Annotated in this window: 11 protein-coding genes; 9 read left to right on the plus strand and 2 right to left on the minus strand. The window is 73.8% G+C overall.

The window, feature by feature from the left end; genetic code table 11:
* The first annotated feature begins 31 nt into the window (after positions 1 to 31).
* The 8 genes from ACSYGO_RS02765 (at position 32) to ACSYGO_RS02800 (ending at position 15,058) form a co-directional block, all read left to right on the plus strand.
* Entirely contained in the window at positions 32 to 2,308 is a 2,277-nt protein-coding gene (locus ACSYGO_RS02765) for a TOMM precursor leader peptide-binding protein (protein ID WP_460385663.1), read from the plus strand.
* A complete protein-coding gene (locus ACSYGO_RS02770) occupies positions 2,298 to 4,259 on the plus strand; it encodes a TOMM precursor leader peptide-binding protein (RefSeq protein WP_460385664.1) in 1,962 nt (653 codons plus the stop codon). Before ACSYGO_RS02765 ends, ACSYGO_RS02770 begins: the two co-directional genes overlap by 11 nt.
* 158 nt (positions 4,260 to 4,417) lie before the next feature.
* Complete coding sequence (locus ACSYGO_RS02775) at positions 4,418 to 6,007, plus strand: SagB/ThcOx family dehydrogenase (RefSeq protein ID WP_460385665.1); 1,590 nt, start codon at positions 4,418 to 4,420, stop codon at positions 6,005 to 6,007.
* 82 nt (positions 6,008 to 6,089) lie between these two features.
* Complete coding sequence (locus ACSYGO_RS02780) at positions 6,090 to 8,960, plus strand: lantibiotic dehydratase (protein WP_460385666.1); 2,871 nt, start codon at positions 6,090 to 6,092, stop codon at positions 8,958 to 8,960.
* A complete protein-coding gene (locus ACSYGO_RS02785; protein WP_426680811.1) occupies positions 8,957 to 10,036 on the plus strand; it encodes a lantibiotic dehydratase C-terminal domain-containing protein in 1,080 nt (359 codons plus the stop codon). Before ACSYGO_RS02780 ends, ACSYGO_RS02785 begins: the two co-directional genes overlap by 4 nt.
* A gap of 1,361 nt (positions 10,037 to 11,397) precedes the next feature.
* Positions 11,398 to 12,354, plus strand: coding sequence for an ABC transporter ATP-binding protein (locus ACSYGO_RS02790; protein ID WP_426680840.1), 957 nt, complete (start codon positions 11,398 to 11,400; stop codon positions 12,352 to 12,354).
* The gene (locus tag ACSYGO_RS02795) at positions 12,351 to 13,103 is read left to right on the plus strand and encodes an ABC transporter permease (protein WP_426680812.1); all 753 of its coding nucleotides are present in this window, start codon (positions 12,351 to 12,353) and stop codon (positions 13,101 to 13,103) included. Before ACSYGO_RS02790 ends, ACSYGO_RS02795 begins: the two co-directional genes overlap by 4 nt.
* Positions 13,100 to 15,058, plus strand: coding sequence for a TOMM precursor leader peptide-binding protein (locus ACSYGO_RS02800; protein WP_460385667.1), 1,959 nt, complete (start codon positions 13,100 to 13,102; stop codon positions 15,056 to 15,058). The genes ACSYGO_RS02795 and ACSYGO_RS02800 overlap by 4 nt, the downstream gene beginning before the upstream one ends.
* 125 nt (positions 15,059 to 15,183) lie before the next feature.
* Here the strand turns inward: ACSYGO_RS02800 and ACSYGO_RS02805 are convergent, their stop codons facing one another.
* Entirely contained in the window at positions 15,184 to 15,357 is a 174-nt protein-coding gene (locus tag ACSYGO_RS02805) for a thiazolylpeptide-type bacteriocin (protein WP_028801243.1), read from the minus strand.
* A gap of 185 nt (positions 15,358 to 15,542) precedes the next feature.
* Between ACSYGO_RS02805 and ACSYGO_RS02810 the strand changes: the two genes are divergently transcribed.
* The gene (locus ACSYGO_RS02810; protein ID WP_460385668.1) at positions 15,543 to 16,883 is read left to right on the plus strand and encodes an amidohydrolase; all 1,341 of its coding nucleotides are present in this window, start codon (positions 15,543 to 15,545) and stop codon (positions 16,881 to 16,883) included.
* 91 nt (positions 16,884 to 16,974) lie between these two features.
* Here ACSYGO_RS02810 and ACSYGO_RS02815 read toward each other — a convergent pair whose 3' ends face one another.
* Positions 16,975 to 19,620 (minus strand): alpha-L-rhamnosidase-related protein, encoded by a 2,646-nt coding sequence (locus tag ACSYGO_RS02815; RefSeq protein WP_460385669.1) that lies wholly within the window; start codon positions 19,618 to 19,620, stop codon positions 16,975 to 16,977.
* Between the last annotated feature and the right edge of the window lie 503 nt (positions 19,621 to 20,123).

Below are 20,123 nucleotides of genomic sequence, written 5' to 3' on the forward strand. Positions count from 1 at the left end.
GCCCCCGCCCCCATCGGAGGTTCCGGAACTCATGGCTCACACTCCCACCTCGTACGAGGAGATCGCGCGGTCGCGGCCCCGCATCCGCAGGGACGTGCTGTTCACCCGCACCCCGTCCGGTGTGCTCTTCCACAACGCCCACGGCGGGTTCAACGTCGTCACCCGGTCCGCCTACCGGTTCGCCGCGCTGATCGTGCCTCACCTCGACGGCAGACGACGTGTCGAGGAGCTGTGCGACGGCCTGGGGGACAAGCAGCGCGACATGGTGGTCCAACTCGTGCGCGCACTCTACGCGCGTGGTTTCGCCCGGGACGCCGCGCCCGAACCACCGTCGGACGTCCTTCCGCCGCAGGTCGCGGCGCGTTTCGCGCACCAGCTCGACTATCTCGACCACTACGCCGACGGCGCGTCCGGACGGTTCCTGAGATTCCGTTCGGCCCCCGTCGCCGTCCTCGGTGACGACGCTCTGGCCCGCTGGGCCGCACTCGGTCTGCTGCGCAACGGCTGCGCCGCCGTCGCCGTCACCGAGCCGGACTCCTCGCACGGCGTCCTGCGCCGTGAACTGCACGGCGTGGAGGGCACCGCCGACCTCGACGCCGAGGCCGCCGAACTGGACGGCGCGGGCTGCGCCCCACGCGTCACCGTGCTGCCCGCCCCGACCGCGCGGACGTACGGCTGGGACGAACTCGACGGCTGGGACACCGTCCTGGTCACCGGCGCGGCCGGACCTCGCCAGCTGATCCGTCTGCTCACCGAGGGCGTACCGGCGGGCCGTCGGCTGCTCGGTGCCTGGACCTTCGGCGACCGCGCCGTCATCGGCCCGGTGATGACCGGCGACGCTCCCGGCTGCTGGTCCTGCGCCGCCCTGCGGCTCGGGGCGGGCGCCGACCCCGCGGACAGTGCCGATCTGTGGGCCTCGGTCGGCCCCGCCGCACCTCTCGGCACTCCCCCGGCCGCCCTCGGCGGCCCGCTCGCCGGCATGCTCGGCAACCTCCTCGCCTTCGAGGTGTTCCGGCTCGTCACCGAGGCGCTGCCGGCCGAGACACGCAACCAGGTCGTCGTGCAGGACCTCGACTCCCTCGACGTGCTGACCGAACCGCTGTTGCCGCACCCGCGCTGCCGGTTCTGCGGCGGAGCGGACGATCCGCTCCCCGTCACCGGCGACGCACTGCGCACACCGCACGCGGACGACGAACCGGCCGCCCTGCCCACCGACGGCGCCGCCGACGAGGACGCGGCCCGCGCCGCCCTCACCGCCCTGGAGCAGCGGAACGTCCTCGTCCACGAGAGAGCCGGTGTCTTCACCGGTTACGCCGACGACGACTGGGAGCAGACCCCGCTCAAGGTCAGCACCGTCCGCCTGGGCCTCGCACCCGGCCGCGTGCGCCGGATCTCCGCGGTCGACGTCCACCACGTCGCCGGCGCCCGCCTCACCGCTCTGTTCCGCGCCGCCGAGGTGTACGCCGAGCACGTCGTCCCGCCCCGGGTCCTGGACGCCGCCGCTCTGGAGGCCGCGGTCGGAAAGTGGGCACGCGTGACGCCCGCCGAACTCACCGTCTCCAGCGGCCTCGACGTGCCCGCCGACGCGATCGCCCACTGGACCGAGGCCACTTCGCTGCTCGACGGCCGGACCGTCCTGGTGCCCGCCGGCGCGGCGCGCACCTTCGGTGGCTGGAACGACCAGGGCCTCTTCGAACGCTCGTCGGCCGGCACCGGCGCCGCCGGCAGCCCGCGCGCCGCGCTCGTCCGCGCGCTGGGCACCGCGCTCGCCCACGACGCGCTGCGCGGCGCCGTTCACCGCATCGCGCCGCTGCGTGCCGTGGACCCGGCCGCTCGCGCCGACGACCCGGAGCTGGTGTTCCTGCTCCGCTCGGCGGAGAACCTCGGGATCACCGCGGAGGTCCTCGACCTCACCGCCGCCGGCGGGAACACACTGCCCGTCGCCATGGCCCGCCTCACCGATGCGGATACCGGTGCGGTGCGCTGGACCACCGGCTGCGGCCTGCGGCTGCGCGACGCCGTGCTGGAAGCGCTGCGCGACCTGCTCGGGGCCGAACAGACGGCCGGCGCCGCGGGGCGGCCCGACGCCGGAGACCCGCTCTGGGCCGATCTGGACGGCGCCACCCTCGTCGCCGAGGACCCCGTGCCGCTCCCCGGGACGACCACCACCTGGGCGGCCGTGCTGGACGGCCTCGCCGCCGCCGGACGGGACGCCTACGCGGTGCCCGTGGCCGCACCCGACCTGGCCGCCGGCCAGGTCCACGCGGTGCGCGTCCTGCTGACCCGCGGGGAGCACCGTGCCCACTGAGACCGCGCCCGCGCAGTGTCCCGAGGCGGTGGCGCATCCCGGGTCCGGCGGGGCCACCGGGCCGTGGAGCGCACTGTGCGACGCGCTCACGGCCGCCCTCGCGGACCGCGCGGGGTGTCACCCCGGCATGCCGCCGACACGCGTGACGTCCCTCGGTGTGCGCGATGAACTGGCCGTCGGACCGGGCGAGTTCACGCCCGGGACCGTACCGGTCGGCCTGTACGGGCATCACGCCGTGGTCGGCCCCCTCGCCACGGCCGGAGCCACGGGCTGCCCGCAGTGCCTGGCCCGCCGCTGGCAGGCGGTGCGCGCCGGGTTCCTCCGCGACGCCCTGGAGTGCGGTGGGGATCCCCGTGCCACCGGGACCCCGCCGTGGCAGGCCGCCTTCGTGGCGGACGCCCTCGCCGCGCTCGTCGCGTCGGCGGCCCGGCGGACGCCCTCGGACCGTCACCCCTGGGTCTGGCTGCTGGACCTCGAAACCCTGCACGTGTCCCGGTTCCCGCTGGTGCCCGACGGCGAGTGCCCGTCCTGCGCGACACGCCCCGACGACACCGCCGAAGCCGCCCGGATCACGCTCGGACCCACCCCGAAGCACGCCCCGGACCGCTTCCGGCTGCGCCCCCTGGACGCCTACGACCTCGCGCCGGCGGCGTTCGCCAACCCCGTCACCGGGATGCTGGGCCCGTCCGTCGCCCCCGACCTGACGTCCGCCTCGACCTCCTCGGCGGTCGGCGCGTTCACCACCCGCTCGGGTGCCTACCTGCGCGACTGCTACTGGGGCGGTCACACCGACGCCTACGCGACGAGTGTCCGCGTCGGCCTGCTGGAGGGCCTGGAACGCTACGCCGGGATGCGGGCCCGCGCGAGGAAGACCGCCGTCACCGCCGCCCTCGACGAGCTCGGCGACACCGCGGTCGACCCGCGCGTCACGGGCCTGTACTCCGACGCCTTCCACGCCGCGGAGCCGGACGCACCGCGCTTCGCGCCCGACCGCCCGGTGGACTGGGTGTGGGGCTGGTCGCTGCGCGACGCCCGCCCCGTCCTCGTACCGGAGGTGGTGGCGTACTACCACGCGCCCGGCGGCGTCCGGCGGCGCTTCGTGCAGGAGAGCTCCAACGGCTGCGCGTCGGGCGGCTCGCTCACGGAGGCCGTCCACCACGGGCTGCTGGAGACACTGGAACGCGACGCGTTCCTGCTGGCCTGGTTCGGCCGGGCGCGGCTGCCGGAGATCGACCCGTCGACCAGTACCCGGGCCGCGAGCCGCGCCATGGTCGACCGGCTGGCAATGTACGGCTACCGGGCCCGGTTCTTCGACACCCGCATCACCTTCCCGGTGCCGGTGGTGACCGCCGTCGCCGAACGCCTCGACGGAGGACCGGGGTTGCTCTGCTTCGGCGCGGGGGCCTCCCTCGACCCCGAGGCGGCGCTCGCCGCCGGACTCTGCGAGATCGCCACCGACTCCGTCAACCTCCGTCGCCGGGTGGCCCGCGAGGTGAACCGGCTGCGGCGCATGACGCACGACTTCGACGAGGTGCGCGTCCTGCACGACCACCCGCTGCTGTACGGGCTGCCCGAGATGGGCCCGTACACCGACTTCCTGCTGAAGGGGCGCAAGGACGCCGACCGGGTGCCGCTCGACTCGCTGGCCTCCGGGCCCGCTGCGCCGCGCCCGTCGGCGGACCTGCGGGAGGACGTGGAGTCCTGCGTCGCCGCCGTGACGGCGCGGGGTTTCGACGTGGTGGTGGTCGACCAGACCTCGGCCGAACAGCGCGACCTCGGCTTCCGCACGGTCAAGGTCCTGGTGCCCGGTCTCGTCCCGATCGACTTCGGATGGCGCAGGCAGCGCGGGCCCACGATGCCCCGGGTCCGTTCCGCGCTCCGGGAAGCCGGTCTCCGTGACGCCGATCTGGCGCCGCAGGACCTCAACCCCGCTCCGCATCCCTTCCCTTGACCGGTCGTCCCGCACCACCCGCCCGCGGCACCCGGTCTCCGGCCCGCCGCCGGCATCCGTTCGAGGAAGTGCCCGCGCAGCGCCGTCCGGCGCACCCGCACGAGCCCGCGGCGGCCACCGCCGACGCCCCGTACAGACGAGCAGAACAGGGAGTGAGCATGGGATACGCCCACGAGTACGCGACCGCGGTGATGCGGCGGGGCCGGATCCCCATGGAGCCGGCCGACTTCGTCCCCGACTGGTCCGACCGCCCGCGCAAGGGCAAGTTCTTCCCCGGCGCCTCGTCCTTCCCGCTGCCCGACGGCGGCTGCGCGGACGACGCCACCCTCGACCGGGGCCTGTTCGGGCAGCGCGGCACAGGGGAGTTCACCCTGCCCCTGCTCGGCGCGATGCTCCGCGACTCCTACGGTCTTTCCGGGCGCCGGCTCGCCGTCCAGGCCAACACCGATCTGGGCTCGCTGCCCTTCCACTCCCACGCCAACTGGTCGCGCGGCACCGCCTCCGGGGGCGGCCTCTACCCCGTCGGCATCCACTGGGTCACCGGCGCGAGCGGCCCACTCACACCGGGCGTGTACTACTACGACACTCCGCGCCACCGCGTCACCCGGCTCCTCGCGGGCGACGTCGCCGGCGAGGTCCGCGCGGCTCTCGGCGACTGGGAGGAGGCCGCCGGAACCGACCAGTTCCTCGTCCTCGGGGTGACGTTCTGGCAGAACGCGTTCAAGTACAACAGCTTCTGCTACCACGCCGTCACGATGGACGTCGGAGCGCTCCTCCAGACCTGGCGGATGTGGGCCCGCGCCCACGGCCTGCAGCTGGGCAGCGCCCTCTGGTTCGACGAACCCAGGGTGGGCGGGCTGCTCGGACTCGACGCCGACGAGGACGGCGTGTTCGCCGTGGTCCCGCTGCGGTGGGCGGGCACCGGCCCGGCGACACCCGCGCCGCCGGCGCCCGGGGCGCGCGTGCGCCGCACACCCGACGAGAAGTCCCGCCGCGTGCTGTCCTTCCCGACCGTGCAGCGCGTCCACGCCGCCACGCTGGAGGGCGCAGCCGACCGGCCCGCCCCCGGCACCCTGGACACCGCGCTCGCCGCGCCCGCCGGCCCCGGCGAGCGCAGTGCGCTGCCCGCGCCCGTGCCGCTGGACACACCCGTGCGCCGTGCGCTGCGCGAACGCCGCAGCAGCTTCGGCCGGTTCGCCGCCGCCGAGCCGCTCGCCCCGGACCGGCTCGCCGCCGCGCTCGCCGCCGCCGTCGCCGCGGGCACCCTGGACAGCGACACCGAGACGCCCGGCGGCGCACCCCTGATCCGGCTGTACGTCTTCGTCAACCACGTGCGCGACGTGCCCGCCGGGCTCTACGAGTACGACCGGGACACCGGCGGACTGGTGCTGATGAAGGCCGGGGACTTCGGATCCTTCCTCCAGGAGAACTACTTCCTCGCCAACTACAACATGGAGCAGGCCGCCGCCGTCCTGGTGCCCGTCGCCCGTACCCACGCCGTGCTGGACGCCGTGGGCGACCGCGGCTACCGCCTCGTCAACGCCACCGTCGGCGCCACCGCCCAGGCCGTCTACACCGCCGCCTCCGCGGCGGGCACCGCCTGCGGCGTCGCGCTCGGCTTCGACAGCGTCTCGTTCGGGGAGGAACTCGGGCTGGCCGAACGGGGGGAGATCCCCTTGCTGATCATGATGATCGGCCATGAGCGGCCGCACCCCGCCGACTACCGCTACGACATCGTCGCCCCGTGACCGCGAGCCCCGCCCCGGACCGACGGGGCGCCCGACGGCCTGTTCCCGAGCGGCAGCACACCCCACACGAAAGGGGGAGGGCGTGAGCCCGACCGCCACCACCCCGGCCCAGGACACCGCCCTCGCCGGCGAACCAGTGGGCCTGCACAGCCGGTTCATGCTCCGCGTCGCGGGCCTGCCGGCCGACACCGTCCTCGCGCTGCGCGCTCCCGAGGCAGCCGACTGGGCCGGCCGGACCGCCGCCGAGGAGGACCGGCTCGCCGAGCTGGGCGCCCGCCTCAGCGACCCGCTGTCCGAAGCGGTCGGCGGGACCGAGGACGCCGGGCTGCGCCGCCGCCTGCTCGCCCTGCGCAGGCAGGTCTTCAACAACCGGCTGCCCGCCGATCCCGACGCCGCCCGCGCTCTCGCCGCGGACCTCGGCGGGACCACCGGAACCGACCTCGCGACCTGGCTCGACGCACGCGTCCGCTGGGAGCGACTGCGCCGTGAGGGCGACACCGTCCTGGCCGCCGGGCTCGTCCGCACCCGCGCCGCGCTGCGCGAACTGGCCCGCGACGAGCGGCTGCGGCGCGGCCTGCTCCTCGCCTCCCCCACCCTGGAGGAACGGCTCGACGGCTTCGCCGCGGACCCCGCGCCCGTACCGGGCAAGCGGGCCCGCAAGATGGAGCGTTCACTGCTCTCCTACCTGTACCGCACCGCCTGCAAGACGAGTCCCTTCAGCACCCTCACCGGCGTCGCCCTCGGAGCATTCGACACCGCCGCGGCGAACGGCGCGGCCGCCACCCGTGTCCACGACGACTGGACGGGCCATCCCCGGCTCAACGTCGTCGTCCTCACCCGCCTCGCCGAACTCGTCACCGCCGATCCGCGACGCCGCGCCGACCTCCCGGTGACCCTGGCCTCCGGCTGGAAGCTGGACGAGGGCCGCGTCCGCTATGTCCAGCGGGCCGTCACGGCCGGCGACGACAGCGCGCCCATCAGCTTCGACGCCGCCCAGGACCGCCTCTTCTTCCTGCGCCGCCAAGGCGCCCTCGACGGCATGCTCGCCCTGTTGCGGGACGAGGACGGCACCCTGCGCCACGGCGATCTGGCGCGCTGGCTGGCCACCACCACCGGAGCCGGTGACGAGGAGGCCGAGCGGTACCTCACCGCCCTGCGTGACCTCGGGATGCTCCAACTCCCCGGTCTGGACACGGGCGTGCACGGCGGAGACCCGCTGGCCGCCTTCCAGCGTTCGCTGCGCGCCCTCCGGCGTCCCTGGGCCGCTGCGCTGGCTGCCCGGCTGGACGGCCCGGCCGACGCCCTCGCGCGTTACCCGCACGCCGACCTGCCGGCCCGCCGCGCACTGCTCGCCGGCCTGCGCACCGATCTCCTCGCCCTCCAGGCCGAGCTGGGTGCCGAACACCCCACGCTGCCACAGACCCTGGTCTACGAGGACGTGTCCGCCGGCACCACCACGGCCGGCCTCACGGAGTGGACCACGCTCGCCGCCGGTCCGCTCCGCTCCATCGGGCGCATCCTGCCCGCCTTCGACGTGGCCCTGCCCCAACGGCTCACGCTCAAGGGCTTCTTCCTCGCCCGCTTCGGACACGGCGGGCGCTGCGCGGACGTGCTGCGGCTTGTCCACGACTTCCACGAGGACATCTTCCGGCAGTACGTCCAGTTCACCGCCACCAAGGACGACTTCCTCCCGGACGGCAGCCACGCCCCCGAGGAGAACTGGCTCGGCATGCCGGAGATCTCCGCCGTCGACCGGGCCCGCGCCGCCCTCACCGCCCGGGTCCGCGCCGACTGGTCCGTACTGCCGTCCGGCGCCGACGAGTTCGTCCTCGACGACGCCACCGTCGACGAGGTGGCCGACGCGCTCGCCGGTGCCGCACCCGCCTTCCAGCCGCAGAGCCACTTCCTCCAACTGGCCCGCCGCGACGGCGACCCCCTCGTCGTCCTCAACAACTCCTTCGGCGGCCTCTGCTTCCCCTTCACCCGCTTCACCCACTGTTTCGACGGCGGGGACGGGACCGACCTCACCACCGCGCTGCGCGAGGACCTGCGCGAACTGCTGCCGCCCGGCGCGGTGTTCGCCGAGATCACCGCCGGTGCCGCCACCACCAACCTCAATCTCCACGGCCGGCTCACGGACTACGAGATCGTCTGCCCCGGCGAGCACAGCACCGCCCCCGAGGAGGCCCGGATCCACCTCGACGACCTGCACGCCGTGCACGACGTCGACACGGACCGGCTCGTCCTGCGTTCCACCCGCCTCGACCGCGAGATCGTCCCGCTCTACCTCGGCTACCTCGTCCCCATGGTGCTGCCCGAGATCCCGCGGACCCTCCTGCTGTTCTCCCCCACCGCCCGCTCCGTGCTGGACGTGTGGCGTGGCGTCCCCGCGGGGCCCGAGGACCAGGGCGTCACCGCCCGGCCCCGTGTCCGCCATCACGCCCTCGTCCTGCAGCGGCGCTCCTGGACGGCCGCCGACGGCAGCCTCCCGCTGCGCGCCGCCGGCACCGGCGACGGCGACTGGTACCTCGGCTGGCAGCGCTGGCGCACCCGGCACGGCCTGCCCGCACGGGTCTTCGCCACCGTCCATCAGCAGACCGCGGACGGCGAGGACAGCGGCCTGTTCGGCGGCTCCAAGCCTCAGTACGTCGACTTCGACAGCCCCCTGTCGCTCATGGCCCTCGAAGGACTCCTCGCCGGTGCCCGCGCCCGCACGGTCTTCGAGGAGATGCTCCCGGGCGAGGAGGAACTCCACGTCACCTCGCCGCGCGGCCGGCACGTCGCCGAACTGGCCGTCGAGATGCTGCCCGGTCCGGTGAGCGAGCCCGCAGCCGAGCACCCCGATGCCGACCGCGCCGAGGCCCGCACGCCCGGGGCCGGCCTGCTCGATCCACCCCTGTCCGAGACCGCGCTGCCCCAGGCCCGCCTGCCCGAAGAGGACGGAACACAGTGACCGCACCCACCGCGCCCTCCGCGGTCCCCGGAGAGCCGCCCGACGACGCCGCCGGCACGTGGCAGGCCGTCCACGTCTTCTACGCGGCCAGCCCCCGCCCACTGCTCCTCCAGTGCGTCGAACCGCTGGTGGACGCACTGACCGAAGAAGGCCTGCTCGCCGGGTACTTCTTCATCAACTACTGGCTGGAGGGCCCTCATCTGCGGCTGCGCCTCAAACCCGCCCGGGCCGCGGACGCACCGGCCGTCCGCGAGCGGACGCACGCGGCGCTCACCGCGTTCCTGCGCGAACGCCCCGCGCTCTACGAGGTCAAGGAGGGCTTTCTCGCCGACCTCTACGAGACCCTCTTCACCCTGGAGTACTCGGAAGAGGAGCGTGCCCGGCTCCTCGGCCCCGACGGACGCATGAGGCTGCGCCCCAACAACACCTTCGAGGACCGCCCTTACGAACCCGAGTACGGCAAGTACGGCGGGCCCGCCGGGATCGAACTCGCCGAGTGGCACTTCCAGCACTCCAGCGACCTGGTGGTCGAGGCGAACCGGAGCATGAACCTGCACCTGCGCACGGTGCTCCTCGGCCTGTCCGCGCAGCTGATGATGGTGATGTCCGGCACCTTCCTCTCCGACGACGAGGCACTGCTCGCCTTCCTCGACCGCTACCACACCTTCTGGGACAGGGCGTTCAGCGGCACCGACTACACCGCCGACAGGGGCTACGAACGCGCCTACGACGCCATGGGCGCCAGTCTCCCCGCACGTTTCCGGCACATCCGGGACGCGGTGGCCGAGGGCGAGCCGGAACGGCTGCCCGCCTTCCTGCGCGGCTGGGCGGCCCACTGCGCCGAACTCCGCGACCGGGCCCGGGACCTGGCCCGCCGCGGCGAACTCACCTTCCGTGCCTGGGACGGCACCCGCGACATCCACGCCACCGACCCCGCACACGCCCTGCCCATGCTGCTCTCCCCGTACATGCACATGACCAACAACCGGCTGAGCATGACGATCCGCGACGAGGCCTTCCTCTCCTACGTCCTCGCCCGCGCCCTCCGCGACGGCGCACCGCGGGAGGCGGAGTGACCGTGGACGCCTTCCTCGCCGCCCGGCCGCGTGTGCGGGCCGACGTCGTCGTCGGCCCGAGCCTCGTACGGGGCGCGGCCCGCATCCACCTGCTCAAGGATCCGCGCACCGGGAGCCGACTGGAGGTCGGTCCCAAGGAGCACTTCCTGATCACGCGGCTGGACGGCACCCGCACCCTCGCCGAGATCGGCAGGGAGTACACGGGTGAGTTCGGCACCCGCCTCGGAGAGGCCCAGTGGGGGCAGATGCTCGGGCTGCTGCACCGTCGCAGCCTCCTCGACGGCGGCCCCGTACCCGCCGCACCGCCCGCTGCCGCGCCGCTGGACCGGCCCAACGGCATCCTCGCCGGCCGGACCAGGCTGGTCGCCGACGCGCCGGCCCTGATGGACCGGCTGCACCGCGCGACCGCCCCCGTCCGCCGGCCCGCCGCGCTGACGGTCCTCACCGCACTGGCCGTCGCGCTGCTCGCCGCCGTCGCCGTGCAGGCGGGCACGCTGTGGCGGCAGACCGGGGAGACCACCGGGCGGCCCGTGGTGCTGCTCGCCGTCGGCTGCGTCCTGTGGTGCAGTCTCGCGCTCCACGAACTGGCCCACGGCCTGTTCGCGCGTGCCTGGGGCGGCCGGGTCACGGAGATCGGGCTGCGCTGGCTGCTCGGCGCCACCTATCTCTACTGCCGGGTCGAGGACGTCCAGTTCCTGGGCAGCCGGGCTCGCAAGGTCGCCACCGCCTGCGCCGGGGCCTTCGCCAACCTCCTGTTCCTGGTGCCCTTCTACCCGGTGTGGGCGCTGCTCCCATCCGACGCCCAGGCCCGCCCCGCACTCGGCGCGCTGCTGTTCCTCGGCACCGTCTGCGCGATCGCCAACCTCCTGCCGATGCCGCCCCTGGACGGGTACAAGGCACTCGGCCACGCCGCCGGCGTCACGGGCCTCGCCGACGGCAGCCGTACGTTCGTGGCGCTCGCCGCCCGGGCGGCCTTCCGCCGCGGCCCGGGCCTCGCCGCGTACCCGCCCCGGCTGCGACTCGTGTACGGCGGTTTCGCCCTCCTGATCGCCGTGCAGAGCGTCGCCGTGCTCGTGGCGGCGGGCGCGGCGCTGCACGCTGCGCTGCCGGACGACCTGGCGGCCCTGTCCTGGTGGCTGCCGCCCGCGGCCCTGGCCGCCGTCCTGCTGCTGTGGGCGCTCGGCCTGCTCGGCCGCTCCCTGCGCGCGCGACGCCAGGAGCCGGCCCCCGCGACGCCGTCGGCCATCGCCCCGGAACGCCCGCCGGTCACACCCCCCATCGACCCGGCGGGGCACCTCTCCCGCGCGGGGACGGGACCCGGGCGGATCCCGGACCCGTCGGCTCACGCAAGGAAAGGCGAGATGAGCGCACCAGACAGCGAGACAGATGTGGCCCGGGGCCACACCACCTCCGAGACGGTCGTCGCCCTGGCCGGCGTGACGAAACGGTACGGGGAGGTGACGGCCCTCGACGGCGTCGGCCTCGACGTACGCCGGGGCGAGTTCTTCGGCATCCTCGGCCCCAACGGCGCCGGCAAGACCACCCTCGTGGAGATCGTCGAGGGCCTGCGCGAGGCCGATTCCGGGACGGTCACCGTCCTCGGCAGGAGCCCGTGGCCGCGCGACACCGCGCTGCTGGCACGGATCGGCGTACAGACTCAGGCCTCGGCCTTCTTCGCCCGCCTCACCGCCGGCGAACACCTGCGCACCGTCGCCGCGCTCTACGGCATGGACGAGGCCACGGCGCGCACGGCCCTGGAACGCGTCGGCCTGACGGACAAGGAGAACGCCCGCGTCGACCACCTGTCCGGTGGCCAATGCCAGCGACTCGCCGTCGCCACCGCCCTGCTCCACGAGCCCGAACTGATCTTCCTCGACGAACCGACCGCCGCGCTCGATCCCGAGGCTCGGCGCGAACTGTGGGGGCTGTTGCGCTCCTTGCGCTCCGAAGGCCGCACCATCATCTGCACCACCCACTACCTGGACGAGGCCGAAGCCCTCTGCGACCGGGTGGCGATCATCGCCCGCGGACGCGTCGTCGCACTCGACACGCCCCGCAATCTCATCCGCTCCCTCGCCGCCCCTGCCCGGCTGCTGCTCCCCGCCGCCGGGCTCTCCCCCAAGGCCGCCCTCGCCCTGGAGGGAGTGGACCGGGCCACGGTCGAGGGCGACGAACTCGTCATCGAGACGACCGCCGCGAACCGGGTCCTCACCGCGCTCGGCGACCTCGTCGACATCGAGTCGGTCACCGTGCGCACCGCGACGCTGGAGGACGCCTACCTGTCCCTGACCGGTACCGGAAAGGAGCACCTCCGTTGAGCGCCTACTCGGCACTGACCAGGGCCACCTACGTCGCGAGCGTGCGCGACAAGACGACCCTGTTCTTCACCTTCGCCTTTCCGCTGGCCTTCCTCGTCCTCTTCGGCCTCATCTTCCACGACCAGGAGGTCGTGGGCGGGCTGTCGTCCATCAACTACATCGCCCCGGGTGTGCTCTCGTGGGGTGTCGGCAACGCCGCTGTGTTCTCCGTCGGCTTCGCCCTCATGCAGTGGCGCCGGGACGACCTGCTGCGTCTCATCTGGCGTACGCCGACCCCGCTGCGCACCTTGCTCGCCTCCCGCTGGACCGTGGCGGTGGGCGTCGCCGGTGTGCAGACGGTGCTGTTCACGGCCGTCGCGCTGCTGCCGTTCTTCGGCCTGCGCCTGGACGGGCCGTTCTGGGCGGCATTGCCGCTGCTGGCGCTGGGCGTCACCGCGTTCCTCGCCATGGGCCTGGTCGTCGGCAGTGTCGCCGACACCCCGGAGGCGGTCGCGGCCATCGCCAACATCGTCATGGTGCCGATGGCCTTCCTCTCCGGTTCGTTCTTCCCCGACGACCTCATGCCGGGCTGGCTGCGCACGGTCGCCAAGGTGCTGCCGCTGCACTACCTCAACGACGGGCTGACCGACGCCATGGGCGGCCGCGGGGACCTCGGCGACATCGCCGTGGACTGCGTGGGGCTCGTCGTGTTCGCCCTGGTCTTCGGACTCGTCGCCATCCGGAACTTCCGCTGGAGCAACCGGCCATGACCACCGTCACCGCGCCCGCACCGGCCACGTCGCCCCTGGAGGCGGCCCGCGCGGATCTCCAGGACCGCTTGGCGGTCCGGGCCGCCGCGACCCGCTCCAGCGCACCGGCCGTCTCCCGGATCGGCGACGTCAACGTCCTCGGCGAGACGCCCCCGCAGACCGTGTCCCCGCACGAGGCGACCGTCCATCTCACCGCCCAGGCCGTGCTGTTGGGCCCGTGGGGCGGCTCGCTCGGTGCCGGGCCCGTGTGCGGCACCTGTCTGGCCATGCGACGCCAGCGGCTGCGTACCCGCACCGAGCGCGAGGCGCTGGAGACGGGCGTCGAGACCACCGCGGCGGGCCGCTGGCCGGTGCTGCCCGACCATGCGGTGGACGCCGTGTGGTCCCTGCACCGCCTCATCGCCTCGGGGGCCGCCCGACACGCGGCTCAGGGCGCCGACGCCGCCCTGCCCCAGGTCACGGAACTCGACCTGGAATCGCTGCGGGTGCGCACCTTCCCGCTGGTGCCGGAGCCGATGTGCCCGCACTGCCGGCCGTTCACGGAGGAGGCCACGCGCCGGGCCGCCGTGGAGTCCGCCCTGACGGCACCGGTGTCCCGGCCCAAGCCGCGTCCCGACACCTACCGGCTGTCCGGCCCCGCCGACTACCCGCTGCCGGTCAAGGGTCTCGCCAATCCGGTGTGCGGGGTGCTGGGCGGCGGCACCTGGATCGATGTCACCTCGCCCACCACCGCGCCGGTCGCGGGCAGCGTCTTCATGCGCGGATACGCCGGGCTGACCGACGTCACGTGGAGCGGTCAGGCCAACTCCTTCGCCCGGAGCCGCGATCTGGCGTTCCTGGAGGGGCTGGAACGCTATGCGGGCACGCACCGCCGTCATCGCGCTCCCGTCGTCACGGCCTCCTTCGACGAACTGGGCGACCGGGCCCTGGACCCGCGCGACTGCGGGCTCTACGCGCCACGTACGTACGCGGAGGACCCGATGGTCGCGCCGTTCGATCCGGCCAGGCCCATCCCGTGGGTCACCGGCTGGTCGCTGCGCGACGAGCGCCCGGTCCTCGTCCCGGCCCGGCTCGTGTACTACAGCGCGGGCACCCGGGAGGACAACTTCGTCTTCGAATGCTCCAACGGCTGTGCCACCGGGGGCAGTCCGGAGGAGGCCGTCCTGTTCGGCCTGATGGAACTCGTCGAGCGGGACGCCTTCCTGCTGGGCTGGTACGGCGGTCTGACCCTGCCGGAGATCGACCTGGACTCGGTGCGCGCACCACAGGTGCGGGCGATGGTGGCCCGCGCCGCCCTCCAGGGCTACGACGTCCATGTCTTCGACAACCGGGTGGACCTGCCCCTGCCCATCGTCACCGGTCTCGCCGTGCGCCGCGACGACGGGCCCGGCACGCTGGCGTTCGCGGCGGGCGCGTCCTTCGACCCGGAGACGGCGGTGGAGTCCGCGATCTCCGAGATCCTCACCTACATTCCGCACCTGCCCCGTCAGGTCGCCGAACGTCCCGCCGAACTCACCGCCATGGTCGAGGACTTCGGACTGGTCAAGCGGCTGCCGGACCACGCGGCACTGTTCGGCCTGCCCGCGATGCGCCGCCACGCGCACGGCTATCTCACCCCCTCCCGAGTCGCCCCGTCGGCCGAACTGTTCGCCGGATGGGAGGAACTCCGGCCCCGTACCGGGGACCTCCGCGACGACGTGACGCTGCTGCGCGACCTGATCACCGGCGCGGGATGCGATGTCATCGCCGTCGACCAGACCACCCCGGAACAGCGCCGGATGGGGCTGCGCACGGTGGCCACGCTCGCGCCCGGGATGCTGCCGATCGACTTCGGCTGGTCTCGGCAACGCGCCCTGACCATGGGGCGGTTGCGGACCGCTCCGCACCGTGCGGGGCTGGTCCCGGCGCCGCTGCGGGAGGAGGACCTGCGACGCGTGCCCCATCCGTTCCCGTGACCGGCGACGGGTCCCGCCCGAACGCGCGGGGCGCACCCCGCAGACCCCGCGCGTCCGGCCCGTACGTGCCGAAGGCCCCCGGCGCGCGCTCGCGTGCCGGAGGCCTTCGATACCGACGACGGGCGTCAGGCGGTGCAGGAGGTGGTGCTGGTGGTGCTGGAACACGTGCTGGTCGACGAACAGCTCGTGGACGAGCCGAGCATGACCTCGCTGGCGTCCGAGTAGTCGGTGATCTCGAAGGTCTCCGACTCCAGGTCCAGGATCTCCTGGGCGAGAGAGGCAAGGGGGCTGTCGGCCATGACGACTCCTTCTGGTCCGAGGACATGAACCCGGCCGGGACAGCACAGTCCCGTCCGGTGGTGCGTGTGCTGAACCTGCCGAAGTGTTCCGGGCCTTCGGCACCTCCCTTTCTACGCGGTGCCTTTGTCACCGCCCTTGCCGTCCGCTGTCACCTCACTGACACCCGCCCCCAGGAGTCCCGCCCTTGAGCACCCGTAGCCGCAGACCGGGCACCACCACGCGCCACGACCGGCCCGCTCCCGCCCTGCCCGGTCTGGACGCCCTGTCGGTGCCCACCGCCGAGCTGTATCTGGACCTGCACCGCCATCCCGAGCTCTCCGGCGACGAACGCCGTACCGCAGCCCGGTTCGCCGACTGGCTCGACGCCGACGGCTTCCGTGTGCTGCGCGGGATCGGCGGCCACGGCGTGGCCGCCGAACTCCGCAACGGCGACGGTCCCGCCGTCCTCCTGCGCGCCGAACTCGACGCCCTGCCGGTGGCCGAGGACACCGGCGCGCCCTACGCCAGCACGGCCACCGCTCCGGGGCCGGACGGACGGCCCGTGCCGGTGATGCACGCCTGTGGTCACGACGCCCATCTGGCCTGCGCGGCGGCGGCCGCACGGTGGCTCGCCGGCCGTCGCGAACAGTGGCGCGGCACGCTCCTCGTCGTGGGCCAGCCGGCCGAGGAGACCCTCAGCGGTGCTCGCGCCATGCTGGAGGACGGTCTGTACGAGCGGATCACCCCGCCGGACGACGTCCTCGCGCAGCACACAGCGCCGTTCCCCGCGGGCATGGTGGCGCACGCGGACGGGCCGGTGATGGCCGGCAGTGCCCTCCTGGAGGCGCGCTTCGAAGGCGAGGGGGGTCATGCCGCCACGCCTCATCTGACCGCCGACCCCCTGTTGGCGGCCGCGGGTTGCGTCGTGCGGCTCTCCGCGGTCGCGGCCCGCGAGTCCGATCCGGCCGAGCGGGTCGTCGTCACCGCGTCCTCCCTGCGGGCCGGCGACTCGGGGAGCACCGGGAACGTGATCGCCTCGACGGCGGTGCTCCATGTCACCGTCCGCGCCTTCTCCGAGCCCGCTCTCGATCGCGCCGTCGCCGCCGTGGAGCGCGTCGTCCGCGCCGAGGCCGCCGCCGCAGCGCGTCCGCCCCGTGTGACCGTGGCGGCCCTGTCCCGTTCCGGTGTCACTCTCGCCGACCCGGAGGTCACCGCGACCGTCCGTGCCGCCCACCAGAGGCAGTTCGGTGCCGCTCGTGTCACGGGCTGGCCGGGCGCCACGGCCACCGAGGACTTCCCCCTCCTCACCGGTGCGGGCGCCGCTCTGCACGGCCGGCCCGGCATTCGCGGGGGTTACTGGATGCTCGGCGCGACCGGTCCCGCCCAGTGGGCGGCGGCGCCCGGCGGCGGGGCCGCCGAGAAGCTCCGCGTCCTGCCCGCCAACCACTCGTCCCGCTACCTGCCCAGTGTCCGCCTCACCCTGGAGACCGGCACGGCCGCCCTGGTGACGGCCGCCTTGGCCCGGCTGGGGACGCCCGAGGGGTGAAGGGTGCGGGCGGGTACGCCTGCGCTGCCCGCCCGCACCCCGCTTTCACACGGAACCATGTGCCGGCCTGCCGGTCACGCAGGTGCGCGCCTCATGCCTGTCGCTCGCAGACGAGACTGTGGCCGCCGGGCCCCAGGTTCGACACGGTGACGGTCCCATCGGCCACGGTCACGTCACGAGTGGCCGCGCGCCTGCCGTCCCAGAGCGTCCGGCTGCCCGCGCGCACGCGCAGTCGCCGCGCGTCACCGGGGACGGCGACCGAGCCCCGGGTGCCGTCCGGGACGTGGACGGTGACCCGGAATTCATGATCGCCGTTCTCCCATTCGACGCGCAACGGCCCGTGCGGTGTGGGCAGTTGGCCCATCGCCCAGTCGACGTCGCCGGGTTGCGGAGCCACCTCCCAGGTGGCGTACCCGGGCGAGGTCGGCCGGGCACCCAGCAGGTGGTGGGTCAGCGCCGGCAGCACACCGGTGGACCAGCCGTGCGCCATGCTCGTGTAGGCGCCCTCGTACAGGGACCCGTCGGGGCCGATGCCCTCCCAGTGGGTGGTGCCGGGGTCGTGCCGGTCCATCCAACCGTAGGTGCGCCGGATCTGGTCGAGCGCCGACGCGGCCCTGCCCGTCAGGAAGCGGGCCTGGATCTCCGGGTAGGACGTGAAGGCGTAGACCCGCTGGGAGGCCTGGTCGAAGAGGGTGTCGTTGTCCATGAAGGCGTTGCCGTACGCCCGCTTCGTCGTCGTGTCGAGATGGGTGAGCGCCGATGCCGCGCGGTCCGCGTCGGCGATGCCGGTGACGACGGCGAGGGCGTTGCCGTCCTGGGCGTGACGCACGGGGCCGGTCGCGGAATCCAGGTAGGCGCCGGCATCGGCGTCCCACAGCAGCGAGTTGACGGCCTGGGCGACCTCGTCCGCCCTGGCCTGCCAGCGTGTGGCGTCGGCGTCACGGCCCAGCAGGCGGGCGAGCCGGGCTCCGTCGCGCAGCGCCTGGACGTACAGGGCGTTGTAGTAGGTGACCCGGCCCGTACGGCCCAGGAACGCGTAGTCGCCGTATCCGCCGGTGCCGTTGAGGCCCTTGCTGAGCAGCCCCGCGTCGTCGGTGACGCTGGGGTACCAGGTGTCGAGCACCTTGACCAGATGGGGGTGGTACCGGGCGGCGTAGGCGCGGTCGCCGGTGTACAGGACGTAGTCCCAGCTGCAGGTGACCCAGTAGAGCGGATAGTCGAAGAGAGGCAGGGTGTAGCCCGAGATGGAGGCCGGCGGGATCCAGCCGTCGGCGCGCTGGTGCTCCGCCAGGTCGGCCAGCACGTTGCGGGCCGCCTCGGCCGTGTCGTCGTGCGTCAGGTACAAGGTGCGCGCGGAGACGGCCAGGTCGCCCACGTACGGGTCCCGGTCCCGCTTGGCTCCGTCGTGCAGGACCAACTTCCCTTCCAGGGAGGCGGACCACGCGCCGCGGGGATCCACGTCTTCCTGACGGAAGGTGTCGGTGACGATCTCGTTGGTGTACGAGGCGCCGTACCAGTAGCGGTTCAACTCGTCGTCGGAGCACAGGAACCAGCCCCGGTAGGTGCCCGGCGTGCCGAGATAGCCGGTGAAGCTCAGGGCGACGGAGTCGATTTCCACCTCTCCCCAGGGCTGGGCGGCGGGCGCGTCCGAGGACAGCGCGTCCAGTGTGATCGTGAGGTAGCGGAATCCGTGCAGTCCGTCGGCGAACACCTTGTCGCCCGACTGGAAACCCTTGCGGTCGGTCCAGTCGGCACCGCGCGCCGGCACAGCGAACTGGTCCGTGCCCTGCCCGGCACCGCCCGCCTGGTCCGAGCGGGTGAAGTCCGAGCGGTTCGTGAGGAATTGGCGGGTCTCGGAGAACGCGAGACGGACGCCCGGAGCGTTGTCCGAGGCGGAGGTGAACCGGATCTGCGGGTATCCGACGACGACCTTGCCGAAGTCCACGGTGACGCTCGGCGCGGGGACGGGTTCGACCGGCGCGGGCCACACTTCGTTGACGCGCGTGAAGGCACCGTGCGGGGTGTCCTGCACGCCGGTCACGGTGATGCGTACGCGATCGGTGGTGATGTCTTCCGGGAAGGGGACCGCCTTCTGGATGACATCGTTGTCGGAGATCGTGGCGGCCGTGGTCCACGCACCGTCGCGCCACACGTCGACGGTGAGATCGGTCGGTACGCCGTCGCTGTTGGAGATCACCGTGACGCCGGGCAGTCGCGCGGCCTGCGGCAGGGTGACGGTGAGGACGTCGGGGAACGCCCCCTGGGTGTCGTCGTTCCAGAAGGTGTCCGGGTCGCCGTCGATGGCGTTGGCGGCGTCATAGGTGCGCGGGCGCCCGTCGTTGCCGTTGTTGCCGGCATGCGTCGACGAGGCCTCGGCCTTCGTGCCGTCGGGCCAGCGGGGCGCCGCCTCGGGGCGCGGGCGCCGCAGGAGCGTTCTGGCACCGCCGGGCTCGAGCAGCGCGTCGGGACGCCGGACGTCCCCGCTCGTCCCGACGACGCGCACGGGGCGGACCGTGCGCGAGGAGGGCGCCTGGACGTAGTGCTGCCACCCGTTGGCGCGACGCGCCGGGGCGGCGGCGCCCGTCTCCCGGGCCGCGGGTGCCGCCGCCGCGGGGAGTCCGGCGGAGAGAGACACCGCCGCGAGTCCGAGAGCGCCTGCCGTGGTGACGACGGTCCGCCTGGGAATGCCGATGCCCTTGTGCGGTGTGCCGCTGTCCGGTGTGTCGCTCGACGTCATGGTGCCTCCCTGGGCAACAGTGGATTGAATCGTTTCAACTCGCGACGGCGAGGAGAAGTTATCCCGAACACCCGCGGCCCGTACAGGGTTCGGACAGGAGTATTCGCAGCGCCGGCCGCCGCGCCGGGCACGGACGGCTCCTGGGTCTTCGGGGCGCTGCGAGCGGTCGCTCCGCGCCGAGTTGCGCCTCGCGTCGGGGGTGCGTGCGCCTCGCGTCAGAGCCTCGTACGGGCCTCTCGTCGTGGCCCGTACGAGGCTCGGCGGCGACCGTTCGTGCCCCACCGTCCCGCGCGCCGACGAGTGCGACGCCCCGCACGCCGGTCCCGTCCCGGACCTGCGGGGCACGGCGGACGTGCCGCGGCAGCGCGCCTTCCGTCAGGGGCCGGGTCCGCATACGTCCGGATCACCTACGAGGACCACGCTTGCGTGAGGGGACGACGCCACCGGGTACACGTCCTGTCACGGATCGGCCTTCGAAGCGCCGACCGGCTTTCGAGATCGCA

Source organism: Streptomyces krungchingensis, from assembly GCF_054729265.1.